Below are 15,484 nucleotides of genomic sequence, written 5' to 3'. Positions count from 1 at the left end.
ACATTAATTAAAGATATTGGAAGTTGTGTTTACAGTATAAGCATACAATAAACGATGCTAACTATTGTTTGCTGATTCTGTGTGATGCAGAATTTTCATATTTTTAATAATTTGTCTGATTGACCAATTATTTATCTATGAGAAGCGAGTTCTGTTGTCATGTTATACGCCAAGTTGAGGTATACACTGTATCTTTGTTATGTATAATTTGTGTCACATTTTTGTATTGGCTTTAGGTGTCTGTAAAGCAGCAAAATAGTAAAGTAGTTACTTAGACAAAGCAATTCCAAATCATATTCTAATGTGTTACTGAGCGGTAAGTTAAGCTTAATTGGCTTCTACTACTTGCCACAGGATTTGTAGATAATTATCTGCATGCATTAACCAGCCGGTTAATCCGTAGTTTTGCGGAGCGTCTATCGTCACGTAAAGCAAACTAATCCATGTCGTTTTCATCTCTCGGTCTGTCCGAGCCACTGCTGCGGGCCGTTGCGGAGCAGCAGTACGCCAAACCCTATCCCATTCAGCAGGAGGCTATTCCGGTTATTCTGGTGGGGCGCGATGTGCTGGGTATAGCCAAAACCGGGTCGGGTAAAACGGCCAGTTTCGTGCTGCCCATTCTTGAACTATTCCACCGCACCCGGTCGGCCAAAACGAAGGGTGTCAGCGTATTGGTGCTGGTGCCGACCCGCGAACTGGCTGCGCAGGTAGCCGAGGTGTTCCAGACGCTGGGCGCTGCGTTGCCCAAACCGGTAAAAACGGTGGCCGTGTTCGGCGGGGTGTCCATCAACCCGCAGATGGTGGCCGTTCACGGGGCCGATATTGTAGTGGCTACGCTGGGGCGGTTGCTCGAACTGCTATCGGTCAACGCGCTGCGGCTGTCGAAGGTTGAGATTCTGGTGCTCGACGAAGCCGACAAGATGCTCGAACTGGGCTTTGCCGAGGAAATGGACGCCATCTTCGACCAGTTGCCCACGAAGCGACAGACCGTCCTGTTCTCGGCCACGCTGGGCGACGCCATTCAGGACATTCGCGAAAACCTGCTGCGCGATCCGGTGAAGATCGAAGTCGAGGAAGAAGCCGACAATCTGGATTTGATTACGCAGACGGCCTATCGGGTCAGTGCCGAACGTAAAGGGCCGCTGTTACGCTACCTGATCAAATCGGGGAAGATGCAGCAGGTGCTGGTGTTTGTGTCGTCGGTCCGGACGGCCGACAATCTGGTGGTAAAACTCACCAAGAACGGCATTCGGGCGGGGGGCATTCACAGCAAAAAAACGCAGGGTGGCCGTACCGATGCGCTGGCCGCGTTCAAGACGGGCAAACTCAACGTCTTGGTGGCTACTGACCTGATTGCGCGGGGTATTGACATCCAGTTTCTTCCGTACGTCATTAATTTTGAACTGCCCCGCTCCCCGAAAGATTACGTACACCGCATTGGCCGGACGGGTCGAGCCGAAGCTGCCGGTCAGGCAATTTCGCTCATTACGCCCGACGATGAGCACCATTTCCGCATCATCCAGAAAAAGATGAAGAAGCGCGTTGACCTGATCGAAACGGCAGAGATCGACCTGAGCGGTTTCTGAGGGAGCGTTTCCGTCTGGTACGGTCGAACTGAACATCGGTCGCGTTTGCTGCGTTGATAAAGCCTGAACTGTCGCCTATTCACTCTTCAGCACTATGTTCATAGCCAGAGTATTCCGGGGCGTTCTGGCCGTCGTCCTGCTCCTGTCGTTTGTCCTGATCATCAACGAATGCGCCGTGGCCTGTTCCAGCAAACGCACGAAAGACATTCCGTATATCGCCCCGGATGCCGCCGGTTTCGATGCCGAACGTAACCGGCTCGATGTGTACGAACCGAAGAAAAAGGGCGACGTACCTTATCCGGTGGTGGTATTTATCCACGGGGGCGGCTGGGACAGCGGCAGCAAAAACATCTACGGGTTCATTGGTCGGCGGCTGGCGAAGCAGGGAGTGGTGGCCGTCATCATCAACTACCGGCTGGCTCCGGCGGTGGAGGTTCCCAGGATGGCCGACGACTGCGCCCGCGCCGTACTGTGGACGCAGCAGCACATCGCCCAATACGGGGGCGACCCCAACCGGATTTTTGTAATGGGCCACTCGGCGGGTGGTGGACTGGCGGCTCTGTTGGCGGCCGACAATCGGTTCTTTTCGAAACTGGGCGTAACGCAGAATCCGGTCAAAGGCGCTATCCTCGACGATCCGGCCGGGCTGGATATGTTTGATTACCTCAACAAGATGGAATATCCCGACGATCAGAAATACCTGGTGCCGTTCGGCAAAGAACCGGCCGTCTGGCGCGCGATGTCGGCCCTGTACCACATCAACGCCGGGAGTCCGCCCATGCTGGTGTTCGTGGGCGAGCGGACCTACCCCGGCATTGCCCGCAGCACCCGTAAATTCCGGGATCGGCTTGAAGAGCTTGGCGTCAAGCACGAGTTCAAACTCTTGCCGGGCAAGAAGCATATTCCCATGGTGCTGCAACTGTTCTGGAAAAACAACGTAATCTACCGCGATCTGCTTCAACTGGTCGGCGCTACGTCCGCAACGTAGCGCCCCATAGGCCTGGCTGGTTAAAACTCGCCCTCGGTTGATTCCTTCACTTTCTTCTTGGCCTGCCGCAGCCGGTAGTTGAACGTCAGGTTGATCTGGCGAAGCCGTCCCTGCGAATTGTTCTCCGTGTAGAAATTGCTGCCCTGCGTAATGGTCCGGTACCGGCGCGAGTTAAACACGTCGAGCACGTTGAGCGTCAGCGTCCCGTTTTTGTTGAGAATGTCCCGGCTAACCGACAAGTCGAGCGTAGCGATGGCCTGCCGACGTCCCTGCGGGGTTTTCTGGGGCGCTTCGTAGTTGGCCCGCATCTGAAGATCGGTGGTTCTCCAGAAGGTAAACCGCGAGGTGGTGCGGGCAAACCAGCTATACGTATCGCTCTGGTAGCTGGCATCAAGGTTATTGCCGTTGGTGATGGCCCGAAAGAAGTTCAGGCTGCCGTCCAGTTTCCACCATTGCACGAATGCATACGAGCCGGTGAATTCAGCCCCGTAGGAGTTTTCGGTCGCCAGGTTTTCGGGGCGGGTGGTCGAGTAACCCCGGTCATCAACGCGACGAATCCGGATAATCTTGCCGGTGGTATAGCGGTAATACACCGACGAACTGAGCGAGCCTTTGCCCATGTACTTGATATGCCCCAGATCGAACGAATTGGTGAATTCGGGGTTCAGGTCGGGGTTGCCGCTGAAAAAGTTACGGCTGTCGCTGAAGGTCATGAACGGACTCAGGTCGTTGTACTGCGGCCGACGGACCCGGCGGCTGAAACTCACCTGAAGGGCGTGCTGGCGGGGCAGGTCGTAGGTCATGTGCACACTCGGAAACAGGTTCGCGTACTGGCGCGGGTTTACGTCGTTGGTCTGTTTCAGCGTCGTCGTTACGCCCGTCCATTCGGCCCGAACGCCCATCTGGTACGAGAATTTACGCATCTTGTTGCCCAGAATCCCGTAGGCCGCGTGGATGTTCTCTTCGTACAGAAAATCGTTGGTCAGGCCCGGCAGGGGACGCCAGAGACCATCCGACGCCTGCTCCCGAACCGAGTAATCGTTGGTCATGTCGCGGGAGCTGCTGCGCAGACCGGCTTCCAGTTTTCCTTCCTTGCCAAAGGGTTTGACGTAATCGACCTGCAGCAGAAACTGCTTTTCGGTTTCGTCGTTGAGCGAGCGCTGCAGCAGGTTCGGAACGCCCGAAGCGCCACCATCGGGCCGGAGGGTCTGCTGGGTAAAAAACTGGTCGGAGCTTTCCCAGTTGTCCAGATACCGAACGTCGGCGGTCAGCTCATGACCTTCGCGGGCAAACGTCCGTTTGTAACTCAGCGCATATTCCGAGTTGGGTTCGGTTTCGGTTTCGTCCTGCTGGCGATTGGTAATCCGCTGCAGGGTGGTGCTGTTGGGCTGGTAGTCCAGGTACTGAATATCGGCGTAGCGTTTGCCTTTGCTGATGCGCCACGTATAGGCCGCCGTCAGAATGTTTTTGGGATTGAAATAATAGTCGATTCCCGCCCGGGCGTTGTTGTACATCCCGTTCAGGCGGTTGGTCGAGTTCTGCCGGGTAATGAAAGTCGAATCATTCCGGTACAGTTCCTGATATTGGCTGCTGCGGCCGGGCGTATTCCGGTACGAAGCGCTGTAGTTGATGAAGAAGTTCAGGTTCTTACGTCGGTAGTTGACGTTGGCTGCCGCCCCGAAATTGCTCGGGTAACCCGTGATGAGGTCGAAGGAGCCATTGATGCCTTCTTTACGTTCCTTTTTCAGGACGATGTTGATGATACCGCCCATGCCTTCGGCTTCGTAGCGGGCCGACGGGTTGGTGATGACTTCAATCCGTTCGATGCTGCTGCCCTGCAACTGTTGCAGACCGCTGGAACCTTTCAGACTCACCAGACCCGACGGCTTTCCATCGATCAGGATGCGTACGCTGCCGCTCCCCCGCAGACTGACGTTTCCCTCACCGTCGACGGCTACCGAAGGCACGTTCTGCAAAATATCAACAGCCGTGCCGCCCCGGTTAGCGAGGTCTTTACCTACGTTAAAGATCTTTTTGTCGAGGGTCATCTCCATCGTGCTTTTCTCGCCCTGCACGATTACTTCGCTCAACGTATTCGTCGACGGCAGCAGTCGGAGCGTTCCCAGGCTGTGCGGAGAACTGTCGCGGGTCAGCTGGATCGGGGCGGTTTTCTGCGTTTTATAGCCCATGAACTCCAGAAGGGCGTAATAATTACCCGCTGCCGCATCCATCACAAAATCGCCGTTGTCGTTGGTTACCGCGCCCGTCACGAACGAGCTGTCGGCCTGTTTAAAGAGCCGGATGTTGGCGTAAACCAGGGGTGTGTTGGCCTGCCCATCCAGGATTTTCCCGCTCAGTTTCAGCTTGCCGCCGGTCTGGGCGTAAAGCGGGCATCCGGCCATCAGCAACAGCGCAAAAAGGGTAAGGAGACTGACGTTTCGGGAGCTATGGGCGGAACGGGAAAGAAAAGAAGTAGCGGTTAAGCGCATCAGGAAGTTTAGTCGGTTGTATACAGACTAGAAAAGAAGCCAGCACCTTATTTTACTGATGTCGGGTAGGCCGGTTCAGGAATTTAATAGCCGGGCAAAGAAGGCACCGGGCTTTTTAGCCAGTTCATACGGCCTATTTTACGGTTCAGGCGGAAGGCCGCTGGGAAGGCGGGATTCACCAGATAGGTTTGGTGCATCAATTCCTGATTCCTGAATATGAAAGTCCTTGTTTTACTTGGCGTTTTGTTGAGCAGCGTAGCTGCCAGGGCGCAATACAATCCGGTGGGTGCCATTACGATGTGGACCGACGGTTACGTCGTGACCATGCAGAACGATACGGTTAGCGGGCAGGTGCGGGTTGGGTCGTTCATCAACGACTCCCCGGCTGGCGTCGTTATCCGGTTGCCCGACGATAAGAAAGTGAAGCTGAAAGGCGACGACCTGCGGCTGATTGCCCAGCGGATTCCCGGTTTCGCCTATTCGACCGGCAGTATCCCGCGTGAGCGTGAATGGGTCATCTTCGAGCGTGTCCCCAACCCCCGTCGCAATGGCAAACCCATGCTGCTGGAACGGCTGACGCCCGATGGCGGACGGATTGCGCTGTATTTCGATGTGTCGGGCTGGAAGAAAACGACGGAATATTCGTTCGGGAATTTCTCTATCAGCAAACGGCAGGATTTGAGCTATATCGTGTTGAAGAATGGCAGCGAGTCGCTGATTGCGAAACGGGGTGATCTGGAGACCGTTCACGAGCGACTGTTTGGTGACTGTCCGTCGTTCATCCGCAACTACCCGGTTGCTAAACGCCGGGACTGGGAGGTGTTTGGCGCGATGGTGGATACGTACAACCAGCTTTGCCAGCAGCAATAAAATCGGCCTGAATAGAAACCGAAACGCGCATAATCAGCTACCTGGTTATGCGCATTTCGGCTTGGTAGTTGCCTAGCTCACCGCATGGCTGCTGTTGAGTCCAGCACTTTCTTTGCGCCCTGCGTGGATACTCGTTTGCCGGTTTTAGCCGCCTGGAAAATGGCTTCGATCAGCTGCACGTCGCGCATACCCATTTCGCCGGGTACGGAGGTCGGTTTGTTGTTCAGAATACAATCGGCGAAGGCGTCCATCTGGCGGGCCTGCTGGGGCACATTCTCGATATTCATATCGCCCTGGCTGGTTTTGCCTTCCAGACCGGAATAGGCATAGGCGGGTGACAGTTCAAACCAGCCTTTAGCCGCTTCGGCCCGTAGCTGATTGAGTTTGTCGTTGTAGCTGGTTTTGCAGTCGGCGACGGAGCCATCGGCAAAGTGCAGCTGAAAATCAACGCCTTCCTCGACCTTGCTAAACTTTTTGGGCTCGGTTACGGGGTGAAGTTTAGCCGTTACGGCAACGGGAACTTCGCCTTTCGTGTAAATCGCGCCCTGAATGCAATAGATACCCACATCGCGCAGCGGACCGCCCCGCCAATGCCCTCGCCCAGACGCCAGGGTGTGTCAAATCCCTGATTCTGACCATTCTCGGCAACAATCTTATTGACCTTGCCATAGACCTCTTTCTGCCCCAGCCGCATCATTTCCTGATTGTGCGGCTCAAAATGAAGCCGGTAACCAATAGACAGTTTTTTGTTGGCTTTCTGGCAGGCCTCAATCATCTGCCGGCACTCGGTCGGGTTCATCGCCATCGGCTTCTCGCAGATGACGTGCTTGCCAGCCTGCGCAGCCCGAATACTATATTCGGCGTGCATGGGATTGGGCAGCACGACGTAAATAATATCAATATCGGGATTGTCGGCTATCTGGTCGAAGGTCTGGTAGTTGTAGACGTTCTTGTCGGGGATGTTGTATTTTTTCTTCCACTTCTCGGCTTTTTCGGGCGTGCCGGTCACGATGCCTGATAGTCGGCAACGTTTGGTTTTCTCCAGAGCGGGCGCTAACTGGCCTTCGCTGTATTTACCAAGTCCGACCAGCGCAATCCCCAGCTTACGCGCCGCACCCGACTCGGTGGTTGTCGAGGAGGCCGATTCGGCGGAGGAACAGCTGCTTTTACTGCCGCATCCCTGCAGGCCTGAAAAAGTCGCCAGAGTCGGCATGAATAAGGCAGCTGTTCCCAGCCGGTGGATGAAATCACGACGCGAGAATGGTAACTGCTCCATACCCAATATCGGTTAACGGGCCAGGCTGCCCGGATTGGTTATTTGGAAGTTTACCCATAAGGTTAGTGGATTGTTTGGCTGAAAATGAGTGCTGACGATTCAGTGTTTCGGCTGTGGATTGCCGTTACGTCTATATACTGCCGGGTAACCCAAGCCCGCAACGTAGGACCAGACAGGGCCTACGTTGCGGGCTTGGGTTGAGGAATGATGACGCTGACAGGTTACTCAAACTGAAAGGCGTAGTACGTACAGCTTCCGGGGCTGGTGTTCTGGATGGCGTGGGGAACGTTCGATTCCAGAAAGATCAGGTCCCCCGCTTTGGCAGAGTGCATCCGGCCGTCGATGCTTTCCTGCGCGCTATTGTCGACCATAAGCAGGATTTCCGCAGCCCGGTGGGTGTGGGGCGGGTGGCTCCACAGTCCCTGATTCAGCGTCGTTACGTGCATTTCAAAACGTTTGGTCATGGCCGTAGCCCGGTCGAACATCCGGCGAACACCGCCCTTGTCGTGCGGATGAAAGGCTACGTCCTTCCAGTCGATCCAGAACGACCCACCGGCTTTGCGGCCACGCTCCAGATCGACCGGCTCCTTCGATTCGTAGCGCATAACGTAATAGGTGGCGGGCTGGTCGCCTTTGTTTTCAAACCCATGCTCGTCGCCGGGCATCATCAGAGCTACGCTACCGGTACTGAGGGTTTTGGTCTTTCCGGCAATCGTTACGGTCAGTTCACCTTCCTTAATGATAATAAGTTCTTCGTCGGTGTGCTTGTGCGCCGGATGCGGAGCCTGATGGGCCGGTAGGGTCGTCGCGTGAACTTTCATGTGGCTGAAATCGGTCAGGCTACCTTCCAGCAGGACTCGCTGTTCAGAAGCGGCCTGTTTGGTTACCGGCGCTTCGTTCCAGCGGTAAATGCCGGACGTAACCGGCTCCAGCCAGGACGGGCTGATAACCGAAAGCAGCAGAAAGCAGAAAAAAGGCGCGATATAAGGCATGAGGCAGCTTGATGGCGTGTTACCCCGACAAAAGCAGCGACCAGCCATAAGTCTACTATGCGCGCGGCTGAATCCCGCCGACGGTCATTCTGGAATGAGCTGCACAATCCGCCCCGGTCCTTCAATGGAAACGTACAGACTGCCATCCGGTCCCTGCTTGACGTTGCGGATGCGGCCCTGGTTTTCGAGCAGTTTCGCTTCGCTGACAACCTTATTGTTGCTGATCGCGCAGCGACTCAGGTAGTTGAGCGGCAGTGAGCCCGTTACCAGATTGCCCTTCCAGTCTTTGAACTTGTCGCTGGTGATAAAGGCCAGTCCGCAGGTACCGATGGAAGGTGTCCAGGTATGAACGGGTGCCTGAATACCATCGCGGGTCGGGCTGGTCGAAATGGGGGTGCCATCGTAATTTATCCCGTATGATACGAGCGGCCAGCCATAGTTTTTTGCGGACTGGATGATGTTTACCTCATCCCCGCCTTTCGGTCCGTGTTCAGTTTCCCACAGATCGCCCGTAAACGGGTTGAGCGCCAGCCCCTGCGGATTTCGGTGGCCATACGAGAAAATGGTGGTCGGCGTCGTGTTGCCGGGCAGGGTTGGATTGTCGGCGGGCACCTGGCCCGAGTCGGTCATCCGGTGAATCTTGCCCCATTCGGTTTTTACGTTCTGCGCGTTCTGATTGGGCGACGAAGCCCCTCCATAACTACTCGGCCCGCCTTCGCCCACGCTGAAGTATAGCAGGCCGTTTTTGTCAAACTCAATGCGCGCACCGTAGTGCCCATACCAGGTGTTGGTAGCCGAGGTTTTGAAAATGGTTTCGAGGTTGGTGATGCGGTTGGCGTTGATCTTAAACCGGATCAGGTTGAGCTGCGTAGCCCTGCTACCGGCTGGTGAACTCGAATACGAACAGTAAATCCAGCCGTTCGTGGCGTAGGCCGGATGAACGCGAAGGTCGAGCAGGCCACCCTGTCCGCTTATGTTGATGTCGGTTGGCAGACCGGTTAGTTCGGTGGCTGTGCCGCCAGCGTAGCGGAAGAGCCGCCCTTTTCTTTCGGTAAAGAGCAGGTCGCCGTTGGGCAGAAAATCCATGCCCCAGATGATCTCGTAGTTCGTCAGCAGCGTCTGCACTCGAATCGTTGGCGTGCCGGTTTGCGTGCCGGTCTGGCTACCGCCCGTATTGCCCGTGTTCGTTGGATTCCCCGTTCCGACAACGGCGCTTTCGGGCTCTTTCTGGCAGGAGGTCAGCGATAGGCTCCCGCCAAGCCCTAGGAGGGCGAAAAGAAATAAAGACGTTTTCATCGTTGAGAAAGGTTTTATTACCCTTAATAACCCATTGGGTCGGCTATCAGTTAACGGCATGAGCTGCTTTTTATTGGTCCGAGTCGCCCTTGCTGAACCGCTAAAGCCGGAAAGCGGTATTTTTGCCAGATTACCTAAATTCGATGTTTATTCTATACGCCATTCCGAATTGCGATACCGTCAAAAAAGCCCGCACCTGGCTGGCCGAACGCGGTATTACGTACCAGTTTCACGATTACAAAAAACAGGGTATTGACCGCCCGACGATTGAGCGCTGGCTGACGCAGAAAAGCTGGGAAGACCTCGTGAACCGGTCGGGCGTGACCTGGAGGAAACTGCCGGATGCGGAGAAGCCAACCGATACCGAAGGCGCCATCGCGCTCATGCTCGACAGGCCGTCCGTTATCCGCCGACCGCTGATTGAAGCAGACGGTCAGATTGTGGCGTTGGGCTTTAAGACCGCCGACTACGAGGCCGTTTTTGCGGCATAGCCGACGGTCTCGCTCGCTTTATTTGTTTACGTCGGCCTGAGCCGGTTGCAGGGCTTTCCGGACGGCGGGAGCAACTTTAGTCCCGAATAACTCAATCGCGTGTAGGTTTTTTGCGTGATCGGTCAGGGGGCCACCGAGCACCTGAGCCAGATAGCGCGTATTCTGGAAGAGTTCGTGGAAGTGCAGAATCTTGTCGATGATCTGCTGCGGACTCCCGACTAGAAGCGGCCCGTACTGACGCAGGTATTCGAACTGCTCGCGGCCCAGCGGTGGCCAGCCCCGTTCCCGACCAACCCGGTTCATCAGCACCTGATACGACGGGAAGAACTCATTGGCGGCCTGTTGCGACGTATCCGCTACGTAGAAGTGCGAATTGATGGCCAGGGGTAACTGACTGATGTCATGCCCGGCCTGCCGGGCCGACTGGCGGTAGAGATTCACCAAAGGTACGAACCGGTCGGGCGTACCGCCCAGCAGCGCGACGGTCATCGGCAGGTTCAGTTGCCCCGCCCGAACGGCCGAAGCCGGCGTACCGCCCACGGCCAGCCAAATGGGCAGCGACGCCTGAAGCGGACGCGGATACACGCCCAGATTCGGGATGGCCGCCCGGTGTTTACCCTGCCAGCTAACGACTTCCTGCCGGTTAATGGCCAGCAGCAGTTCCAGCTTCTCGGTAAACAGCTCATCGTAATCGTTCAGGTCGTAGCCAAACAGCGGAAACGACTCGATAAACGAACCCCGACCGGCCATGATCTCCGCGCGGCCGCCGGAGAGCAGATCGAGGGTGGCAAAGTTCTGGAATACCCGCACCGGATCGGCGGAACTCAGTACCGTAACGGCGCTTGACAGACGGATGCGTTTGGTGAGCGATGCGGCTGCCGCCAGAACCACTTCGGGCGCCGATATGACAAAATCAGGCCGGTGATGTTCGCCCAGGGCAAACACATCCAGTCCCACTTCATCAGCGAGTTTTATTTCTTCCAGCAGTTGCTGCATTCGTTGGTGGGCGTTGACGGCTCCACCGGATACATCATCCGGTTTTACGTCGCCAAAGCTACTGATCCCTAATTCCATCGTTAGTTGAAAAATTGGTGGTATATGTGTGCTTTGCGTAATAATCCCGAACCGGGTACGCTTAGTTTCCGGACGGCGACTTAACTTGCTAAACGAGACATTGATTCGTTACGCATCAACGTCCCGGTTGAAACTCTTGCTCCTTATAACCCACCTGCGACCATGCACCGCGTAGTGAAAAGACGACAATTTTTAGTGAACCTGACCCAGGCGGTTGGCACGTCCATGCTCCTGAATACGCCCATTCTCAGTTCGGCGCAGCCGGTGCACGACAGCTACGCAGCACCCACGGTCGGTGAGGTAATGGACCTGATTCTCAAAACGATTCCCGGCGCGCCCTTTCCCAAGACAGTCGATACGCTGAAATCGGGGATGGCGTCGCAGCCCGTGACGGGCATTGTCACGACCATGTTTGCCACGGCGGAGGTGATTGAAAAAACCGCTGCCGCCGGGGCTAACTTCATTATTGCGCACGAGCCTACGTTCTACAACCACCTCGACGAAACCGACTGGCTGAAAAACGATCCTGTTGTGACCTATAAACAGAACCTGCTCGCTAAACATGGTATTGCTGTCTGGCGCTTTCATGACTACTGGCATTCACACCGTCCCGATGGTATCGCCACCGGCATGCTGTCGGCTCTGGACTGGGCAAAATACAGCAGTCCGGAGAATGCGCTATTGCTGACCATGCCCGCTACGCCCCTGCACCAGCTCATTCGGCACGTTAAACAGAAACTGGACATCAAACAGGTGCGCGTCGTCGGCGATAAGAACCAGGTGTGTCAGCGCGTCCTGCTGCTGCCGGGTGCCGCTGGTGGCCGCAATCAGATTAAGGCTATTGCTGCAGCCAGACCCGATGTGGTTCTGTGCGGAGAAGCCAGTGAGTGGGAAACGCCGGAGTACATTCGGGATGCGCGTCAGCAGGGACAGAAAATTTCCCTGGTGGTGCTGGGGCATATCATGAGCGAAGCCGCCGGCATGGAATGGCTCGTTACCTGGCTGAAGCCGAAGGTGCCGGGAATCAACGTAACGTACATTCCATCCGGGAATCTATTCAGCTACGAATAAGTTGACGGGATATACCGGAATGACGAAGCAAACGCTCGATTCACCCGAAGCCATCCGGTTTCTGGTGAACTCATTTTATGAAAAAGTCCAGGCCGATCCCCTGATCGGGCCTGTGTTTACGGATGTGGCGCAGGTGGACTGGGCCAGTCATCTGCCGAAGATGTATGCCTTCTGGGAGTCGATAATCCTGGGCAACAACGCCTATGACGGGCACCCGTTTCGGCCCCATCTGCTGGTTAATCAGACACATACGCTCAGCCGGGAACACTTTGAGCGCTGGTTAACTTTGTTTTCGGCTACGCTGAGTGAGCATTTCACTGGCGACACTGCCGAGCAGGTACGCCAGCGTGCTACTCAGATCGCGCTGGTCTGGAGCCAGAAGCTAGCCTATCTGAACAGTTAACTTACGAACGGCAGACTGTAATCTTTCCGGCATTTATGCCTGGCCATTAGGTTGTTTAGGCTTTCGTATTAACTTGACGGCCTGATATGGATTACCTAAACGCCCGCCCCATAATGAAAGGAAGCAAGCTGGATCTGTGCCTGAGCCTGGGTTACTTTCGCATGCATCAGGACATATTTACCTGCCGATACCTGGTTTTCGATAACACGATCTTTCCTGTGCACTGGCTGCGCTTTGTCTTGAATCGGGTGGAGTATGGCCCGAAGCAGCGTAGACTGCTCCGAAGCAACGAAATGTTCTCGGTAGTGGTGAAGCCGTTCATAATTACCCCGGAAGTTGAAGCTCTCTATAGCCTCTATAAAAGCTCGGTAGATTTCGAAGCGCCGGAATCGGTCAGGTTCTGGCTGCTCAACGGCGCGCGCTACGATGCCTTTGAGTCGTATGCCGTTGAGGTGCGGGACGGTGACCGGCTGATTGCCGTTGGGGTTTTCGACAATGGTGATCAGAGTATTGCGGGCATCATGAATTTTTACCACCCGGCCTATCGCAAACACAGTCTGGGAAAATACCTGATGCTCCAGAAGATCAATTACGCCCGGCTCCAGCAGAAACAGTACTATTACCCCGGCTACATCGTCAGTAATTACCCCAAGTTCGACTACAAGCTATTCCCGGGCGAAGCGGCTACCGAAGTGTTCGACGATACAAAGAGTCAGTGGCTGCCGTTTTCGTGGGAAACCGTCAACGCCCTGGCCGTCGATATCCTCGATGAATATTGACCGCTGGTGAACAGGATTGCCGGTTACGAAAAACCGCATAGGCGGAGTTGATTAAGTTGCTACTTTTCAGTTGGTTAACTAATGCCAACGAGTCATGAAGCAACTGTGTTTTATTCTGCTGCTTGCCCTAGCTATAGGCTTACTGGCCTACACGACCCGGCCCGACGGTGAGAAAGCCCTGCTATCGGTACCGTTCGTTCCCGACATCCCCCGAACCTGGGACAGCGCGGCACTGGCCGATTACGAAATCCCACTGGCTGTGGCCAAAGCTTCGCCGAAAAACGTATCGCCGGACTATTACTACCAGATGCCCGAAATGGTCATCTACAAAAGCTACCCGATTTACGCCCCCGGTCGGGAACCCAAAGGATATTGGGAATGGCTGCACCAGCAGGAACCCGAGGTGGTGTTCGACCCGGCTAAGCTCAAAACCGAAGCCGACTGGATTAAAGCCGGTGAACTGGTATTCGATGCGCCCACCGATACGACGGGCGTTTTCACGGTTCGGGAAGCTCGGGACTCGGCCATGTATGCCTATACCAACATGCCCCTGACAAAGGAAGGAATTATGCCGTTTGCGCGGTACGTGGTTCCTAAAAAAGGGCTCGTGGTTGTCAGCGGTCTAGGATGCGTTATGTGTCATACGCGGGTCATGCCGGACGGAACGGTTTTAAAAGGCGCACAGGGCAACTCACCCGATGCTCAGCGGGTCGCTTACACGTACCGCAGGTATGAAGTACCCGAACCAGCTGCGCAGGGGTTTGTGAAGGCCTTGATGGGCGCGCCCTGGCTGGCCGACGATCCGCATACGCAGTTGAGCAGACAGTCCAAACTGGCCATTGCCGACGCCCTGGATGCTATGCCTCCCGGCACCGTGCTGCGCGAAGGAGCTTCTATTCTGTTTCCTCCGCAGGTTCCCAACCTGATTGGGGTAAACGAGCGGAAATACATGGACCACGGGGGCGTCAACCGCCACCGGAATATTGGCGATCTGATGCGTTACGTTGCACTCAACCAATCGGTGAATATGATCGCCAGCTACGACGGGTTTGTGCCGGCCGGTAAAGGCTTTAAAGAGGTGCCTGCACCCGCTACAGGTATTCGCTACAGTGAGGCCCAGTTATATGCGCTGGCCAAGTTTATTTACTCACTTGAACACCCCGCCAACCCGAACAAACCTAGTGCCCTGACAAAACGGGGTGAACGGATCTACGCCGAACAGGGCTGCGTGAGCTGCCATACGCCACCGGCCTTCACCAACAATATGCTGACGCCAGTGGATGGCTTTGAAGTGCCCGACGAACACCGGAAGAAATACGACATTTTTGATATTTCCGTTGGTACCGACCCGAGTTACGCACTCAAAACCCGACGCGGCACGGGCTATTATAAAGTGCCGTCGCTCAAAGGCCTCTGGTATCGGGGCCCCTTTCTGCACGACGGTTCGCTGGCGACGCTGGACGATCTGCTCGATCCCCGGCGGCTGCGTGATGACTACGTACCGACGGGTTTCCGGGGCGCGGGTGTAACGCAAAAGGCCGTTCGCGGCCATGAGTTTGGTATGGACCTGCCCGAAGCCGACCGGAAGGCGCTGCTGGCATATCTCAGAACATTATGAAACTCCTGGCTACGTTCATACTGCTCCTGTGTGCTGCCTGGTCGACCCGCGAGTCCGAAATCAGGGAGTCTGCCATTACGTTCCGCATCCAGAATGCGGGCATTACCGTCAACGGAACGTTTGAGGGTCTGGAGGCCGATGTTCAGTTTGACCCCGACCGCCTGGGCAATGCCGACATTCGGGCGTCGGTGCCGGTCAGCAGCATCCGCACGGGCATTGTCCTGCGCGACAAGCACCTGCAGCGACCCGATTATTTTCATAGCGAGCAGTTTCCGCGCATCACGCTGGCGTCCAAAACGATCCGCAGGACGGGGCGCGGTCGCTATGAGGGCCTGTTTGATCTGAACATCAAAGGCATTGAGCGGGAAGTAAAGATTCCGTTTACGTATTCGGCCGACAATACGTTCGGCGGCAGCTTTCGGCTTAACCGGCTTGATTTTGAACTGGGGCAATCCAGTCTCGTGCTGGCCGATGAGGTAGAGGTACAGATTCTGGTAAAGCTGGCGGCCCGAACCCTGTCTAAAAGTTAGCCTGAGTCGGTTCGTGGTCTG

General features: G+C 55.5%; 15 protein-coding genes. 9 read left to right on the top strand and 6 right to left on the bottom strand.

Annotated elements, in window-relative coordinates; all coding sequences use genetic code 11:
- Positions 1–443 precede the first annotated feature (443 nt).
- Both HNV11_RS16570 and HNV11_RS16565 read left to right on the top strand, forming a co-directional pair.
- The gene (locus tag HNV11_RS16570) at positions 444–1,586 is read left to right on the top strand and encodes a DEAD/DEAH box helicase (protein ID WP_171740720.1); all 1,143 of its coding nucleotides are present in this window, start codon (positions 444–446) and stop codon (positions 1,584–1,586) included.
- Positions 1,587–1,680: 94 nt separating this feature from the next.
- Positions 1,681–2,574 carry an alpha/beta hydrolase gene (locus tag HNV11_RS16565; RefSeq protein WP_171740719.1) on the top strand — a complete coding sequence of 298 codons (894 nt, stop codon included), beginning with the start codon at positions 1,681–1,683 and terminating at the stop codon, positions 2,572–2,574.
- Positions 2,575–2,594: 20 nt separating this feature from the next.
- Here HNV11_RS16565 and HNV11_RS16560 read toward each other — a convergent pair whose 3' ends face one another.
- On the bottom strand, positions 2,595–5,063 hold the full coding sequence (locus tag HNV11_RS16560) for an outer membrane beta-barrel family protein (protein WP_205402735.1): 2,469 nt from the start codon (positions 5,061–5,063) through the stop codon (positions 2,595–2,597).
- Between the two features lie 216 nt (positions 5,064–5,279).
- On the opposite strand from HNV11_RS16560, the gene HNV11_RS16555 reads away from it, so the two are divergent.
- Complete coding sequence (locus HNV11_RS16555; RefSeq protein WP_171740718.1) at positions 5,280–5,933, top strand: hypothetical protein; 654 nt, start codon at positions 5,280–5,282, stop codon at positions 5,931–5,933.
- A gap of 77 nt (positions 5,934–6,010) precedes the next feature.
- Here the strand turns inward: HNV11_RS16555 and HNV11_RS24155 are convergent, their stop codons facing one another.
- From HNV11_RS24155 to HNV11_RS16540, 4 genes are all read right to left on the bottom strand, one after another.
- A complete protein-coding gene (locus tag HNV11_RS24155; RefSeq protein ID WP_317168008.1) occupies positions 6,011–6,499 on the bottom strand; it encodes a Gfo/Idh/MocA family oxidoreductase in 489 nt (162 codons plus the stop codon).
- Positions 6,439–7,209 carry a Gfo/Idh/MocA family protein gene (locus tag HNV11_RS24150; protein WP_317168007.1) on the bottom strand — a complete coding sequence of 257 codons (771 nt, stop codon included), beginning with the start codon at positions 7,207–7,209 and terminating at the stop codon, positions 6,439–6,441. Before HNV11_RS24150 ends, HNV11_RS24155 begins: the two co-directional genes overlap by 61 nt.
- 221 nt (positions 7,210–7,430) lie before the next feature.
- Entirely contained in the window at positions 7,431–8,201 is a 771-nt protein-coding gene (locus tag HNV11_RS16545; protein ID WP_171740717.1) for a cupin domain-containing protein, read from the bottom strand.
- An 84-nt stretch (positions 8,202–8,285) separates the two neighbouring features.
- Positions 8,286–9,497: a PQQ-dependent sugar dehydrogenase gene (locus HNV11_RS16540; RefSeq protein ID WP_171740716.1), complete on the bottom strand. Its 1,212-nt coding sequence runs from the start codon at positions 9,495–9,497 to the stop codon at positions 8,286–8,288.
- Positions 9,498–9,640: 143 nt separating this feature from the next.
- Here HNV11_RS16540 and HNV11_RS16535 point away from each other — a divergent pair, with 143 nt between their 5' ends.
- Positions 9,641–9,988 (top strand): ArsC family reductase, encoded by a 348-nt coding sequence (locus tag HNV11_RS16535; RefSeq protein ID WP_171740715.1) that lies wholly within the window; start codon positions 9,641–9,643, stop codon positions 9,986–9,988.
- 18 nt (positions 9,989–10,006) lie between these two features.
- Here the strand turns inward: HNV11_RS16535 and HNV11_RS16530 are convergent, their stop codons facing one another.
- The gene (locus HNV11_RS16530; protein WP_171740714.1) at positions 10,007–11,062 is read right to left on the bottom strand and encodes an LLM class flavin-dependent oxidoreductase; all 1,056 of its coding nucleotides are present in this window, start codon (positions 11,060–11,062) and stop codon (positions 10,007–10,009) included.
- Between the two features lie 162 nt (positions 11,063–11,224).
- On the opposite strand from HNV11_RS16530, the gene HNV11_RS16525 reads away from it, so the two are divergent.
- From HNV11_RS16525 to HNV11_RS16505, 5 genes are all read left to right on the top strand, one after another.
- Positions 11,225–12,133, top strand: coding sequence for a Nif3-like dinuclear metal center hexameric protein (locus HNV11_RS16525; RefSeq protein ID WP_171740713.1), 909 nt, complete (start codon positions 11,225–11,227; stop codon positions 12,131–12,133).
- Positions 12,134–12,152: 19 nt separating this feature from the next.
- Positions 12,153–12,536, top strand: coding sequence for a group III truncated hemoglobin (locus HNV11_RS16520; RefSeq protein WP_171740712.1), 384 nt, complete (start codon positions 12,153–12,155; stop codon positions 12,534–12,536).
- 113 nt (positions 12,537–12,649) lie between these two features.
- On the top strand, positions 12,650–13,315 hold the full coding sequence (locus HNV11_RS16515; RefSeq protein ID WP_171742213.1) for a GNAT family N-acetyltransferase: 666 nt from the start codon (positions 12,650–12,652) through the stop codon (positions 13,313–13,315).
- A gap of 94 nt (positions 13,316–13,409) precedes the next feature.
- Positions 13,410–14,933, top strand: a complete 1,524-nt coding sequence (locus tag HNV11_RS16510; RefSeq protein ID WP_171740711.1) for a hypothetical protein — start codon at positions 13,410–13,412, stop codon at positions 14,931–14,933.
- Complete coding sequence (locus tag HNV11_RS16505; RefSeq protein ID WP_171740710.1) at positions 14,930–15,463, top strand: YceI family protein; 534 nt, start codon at positions 14,930–14,932, stop codon at positions 15,461–15,463. The genes HNV11_RS16510 and HNV11_RS16505 overlap by 4 nt, the downstream gene beginning before the upstream one ends.
- Positions 15,464–15,484: the final 21 nt, after the last annotated feature.

Source organism: Spirosoma taeanense (genome assembly GCF_013127955.1).
Lineage (GTDB): Bacteria > Bacteroidota > Bacteroidia > Cytophagales > Spirosomataceae > Spirosoma > Spirosoma taeanense.
The sequence above is the reverse complement of the archived record's forward strand: the minus strand, read 5'-3'. Positions and strand labels throughout refer to the sequence as shown.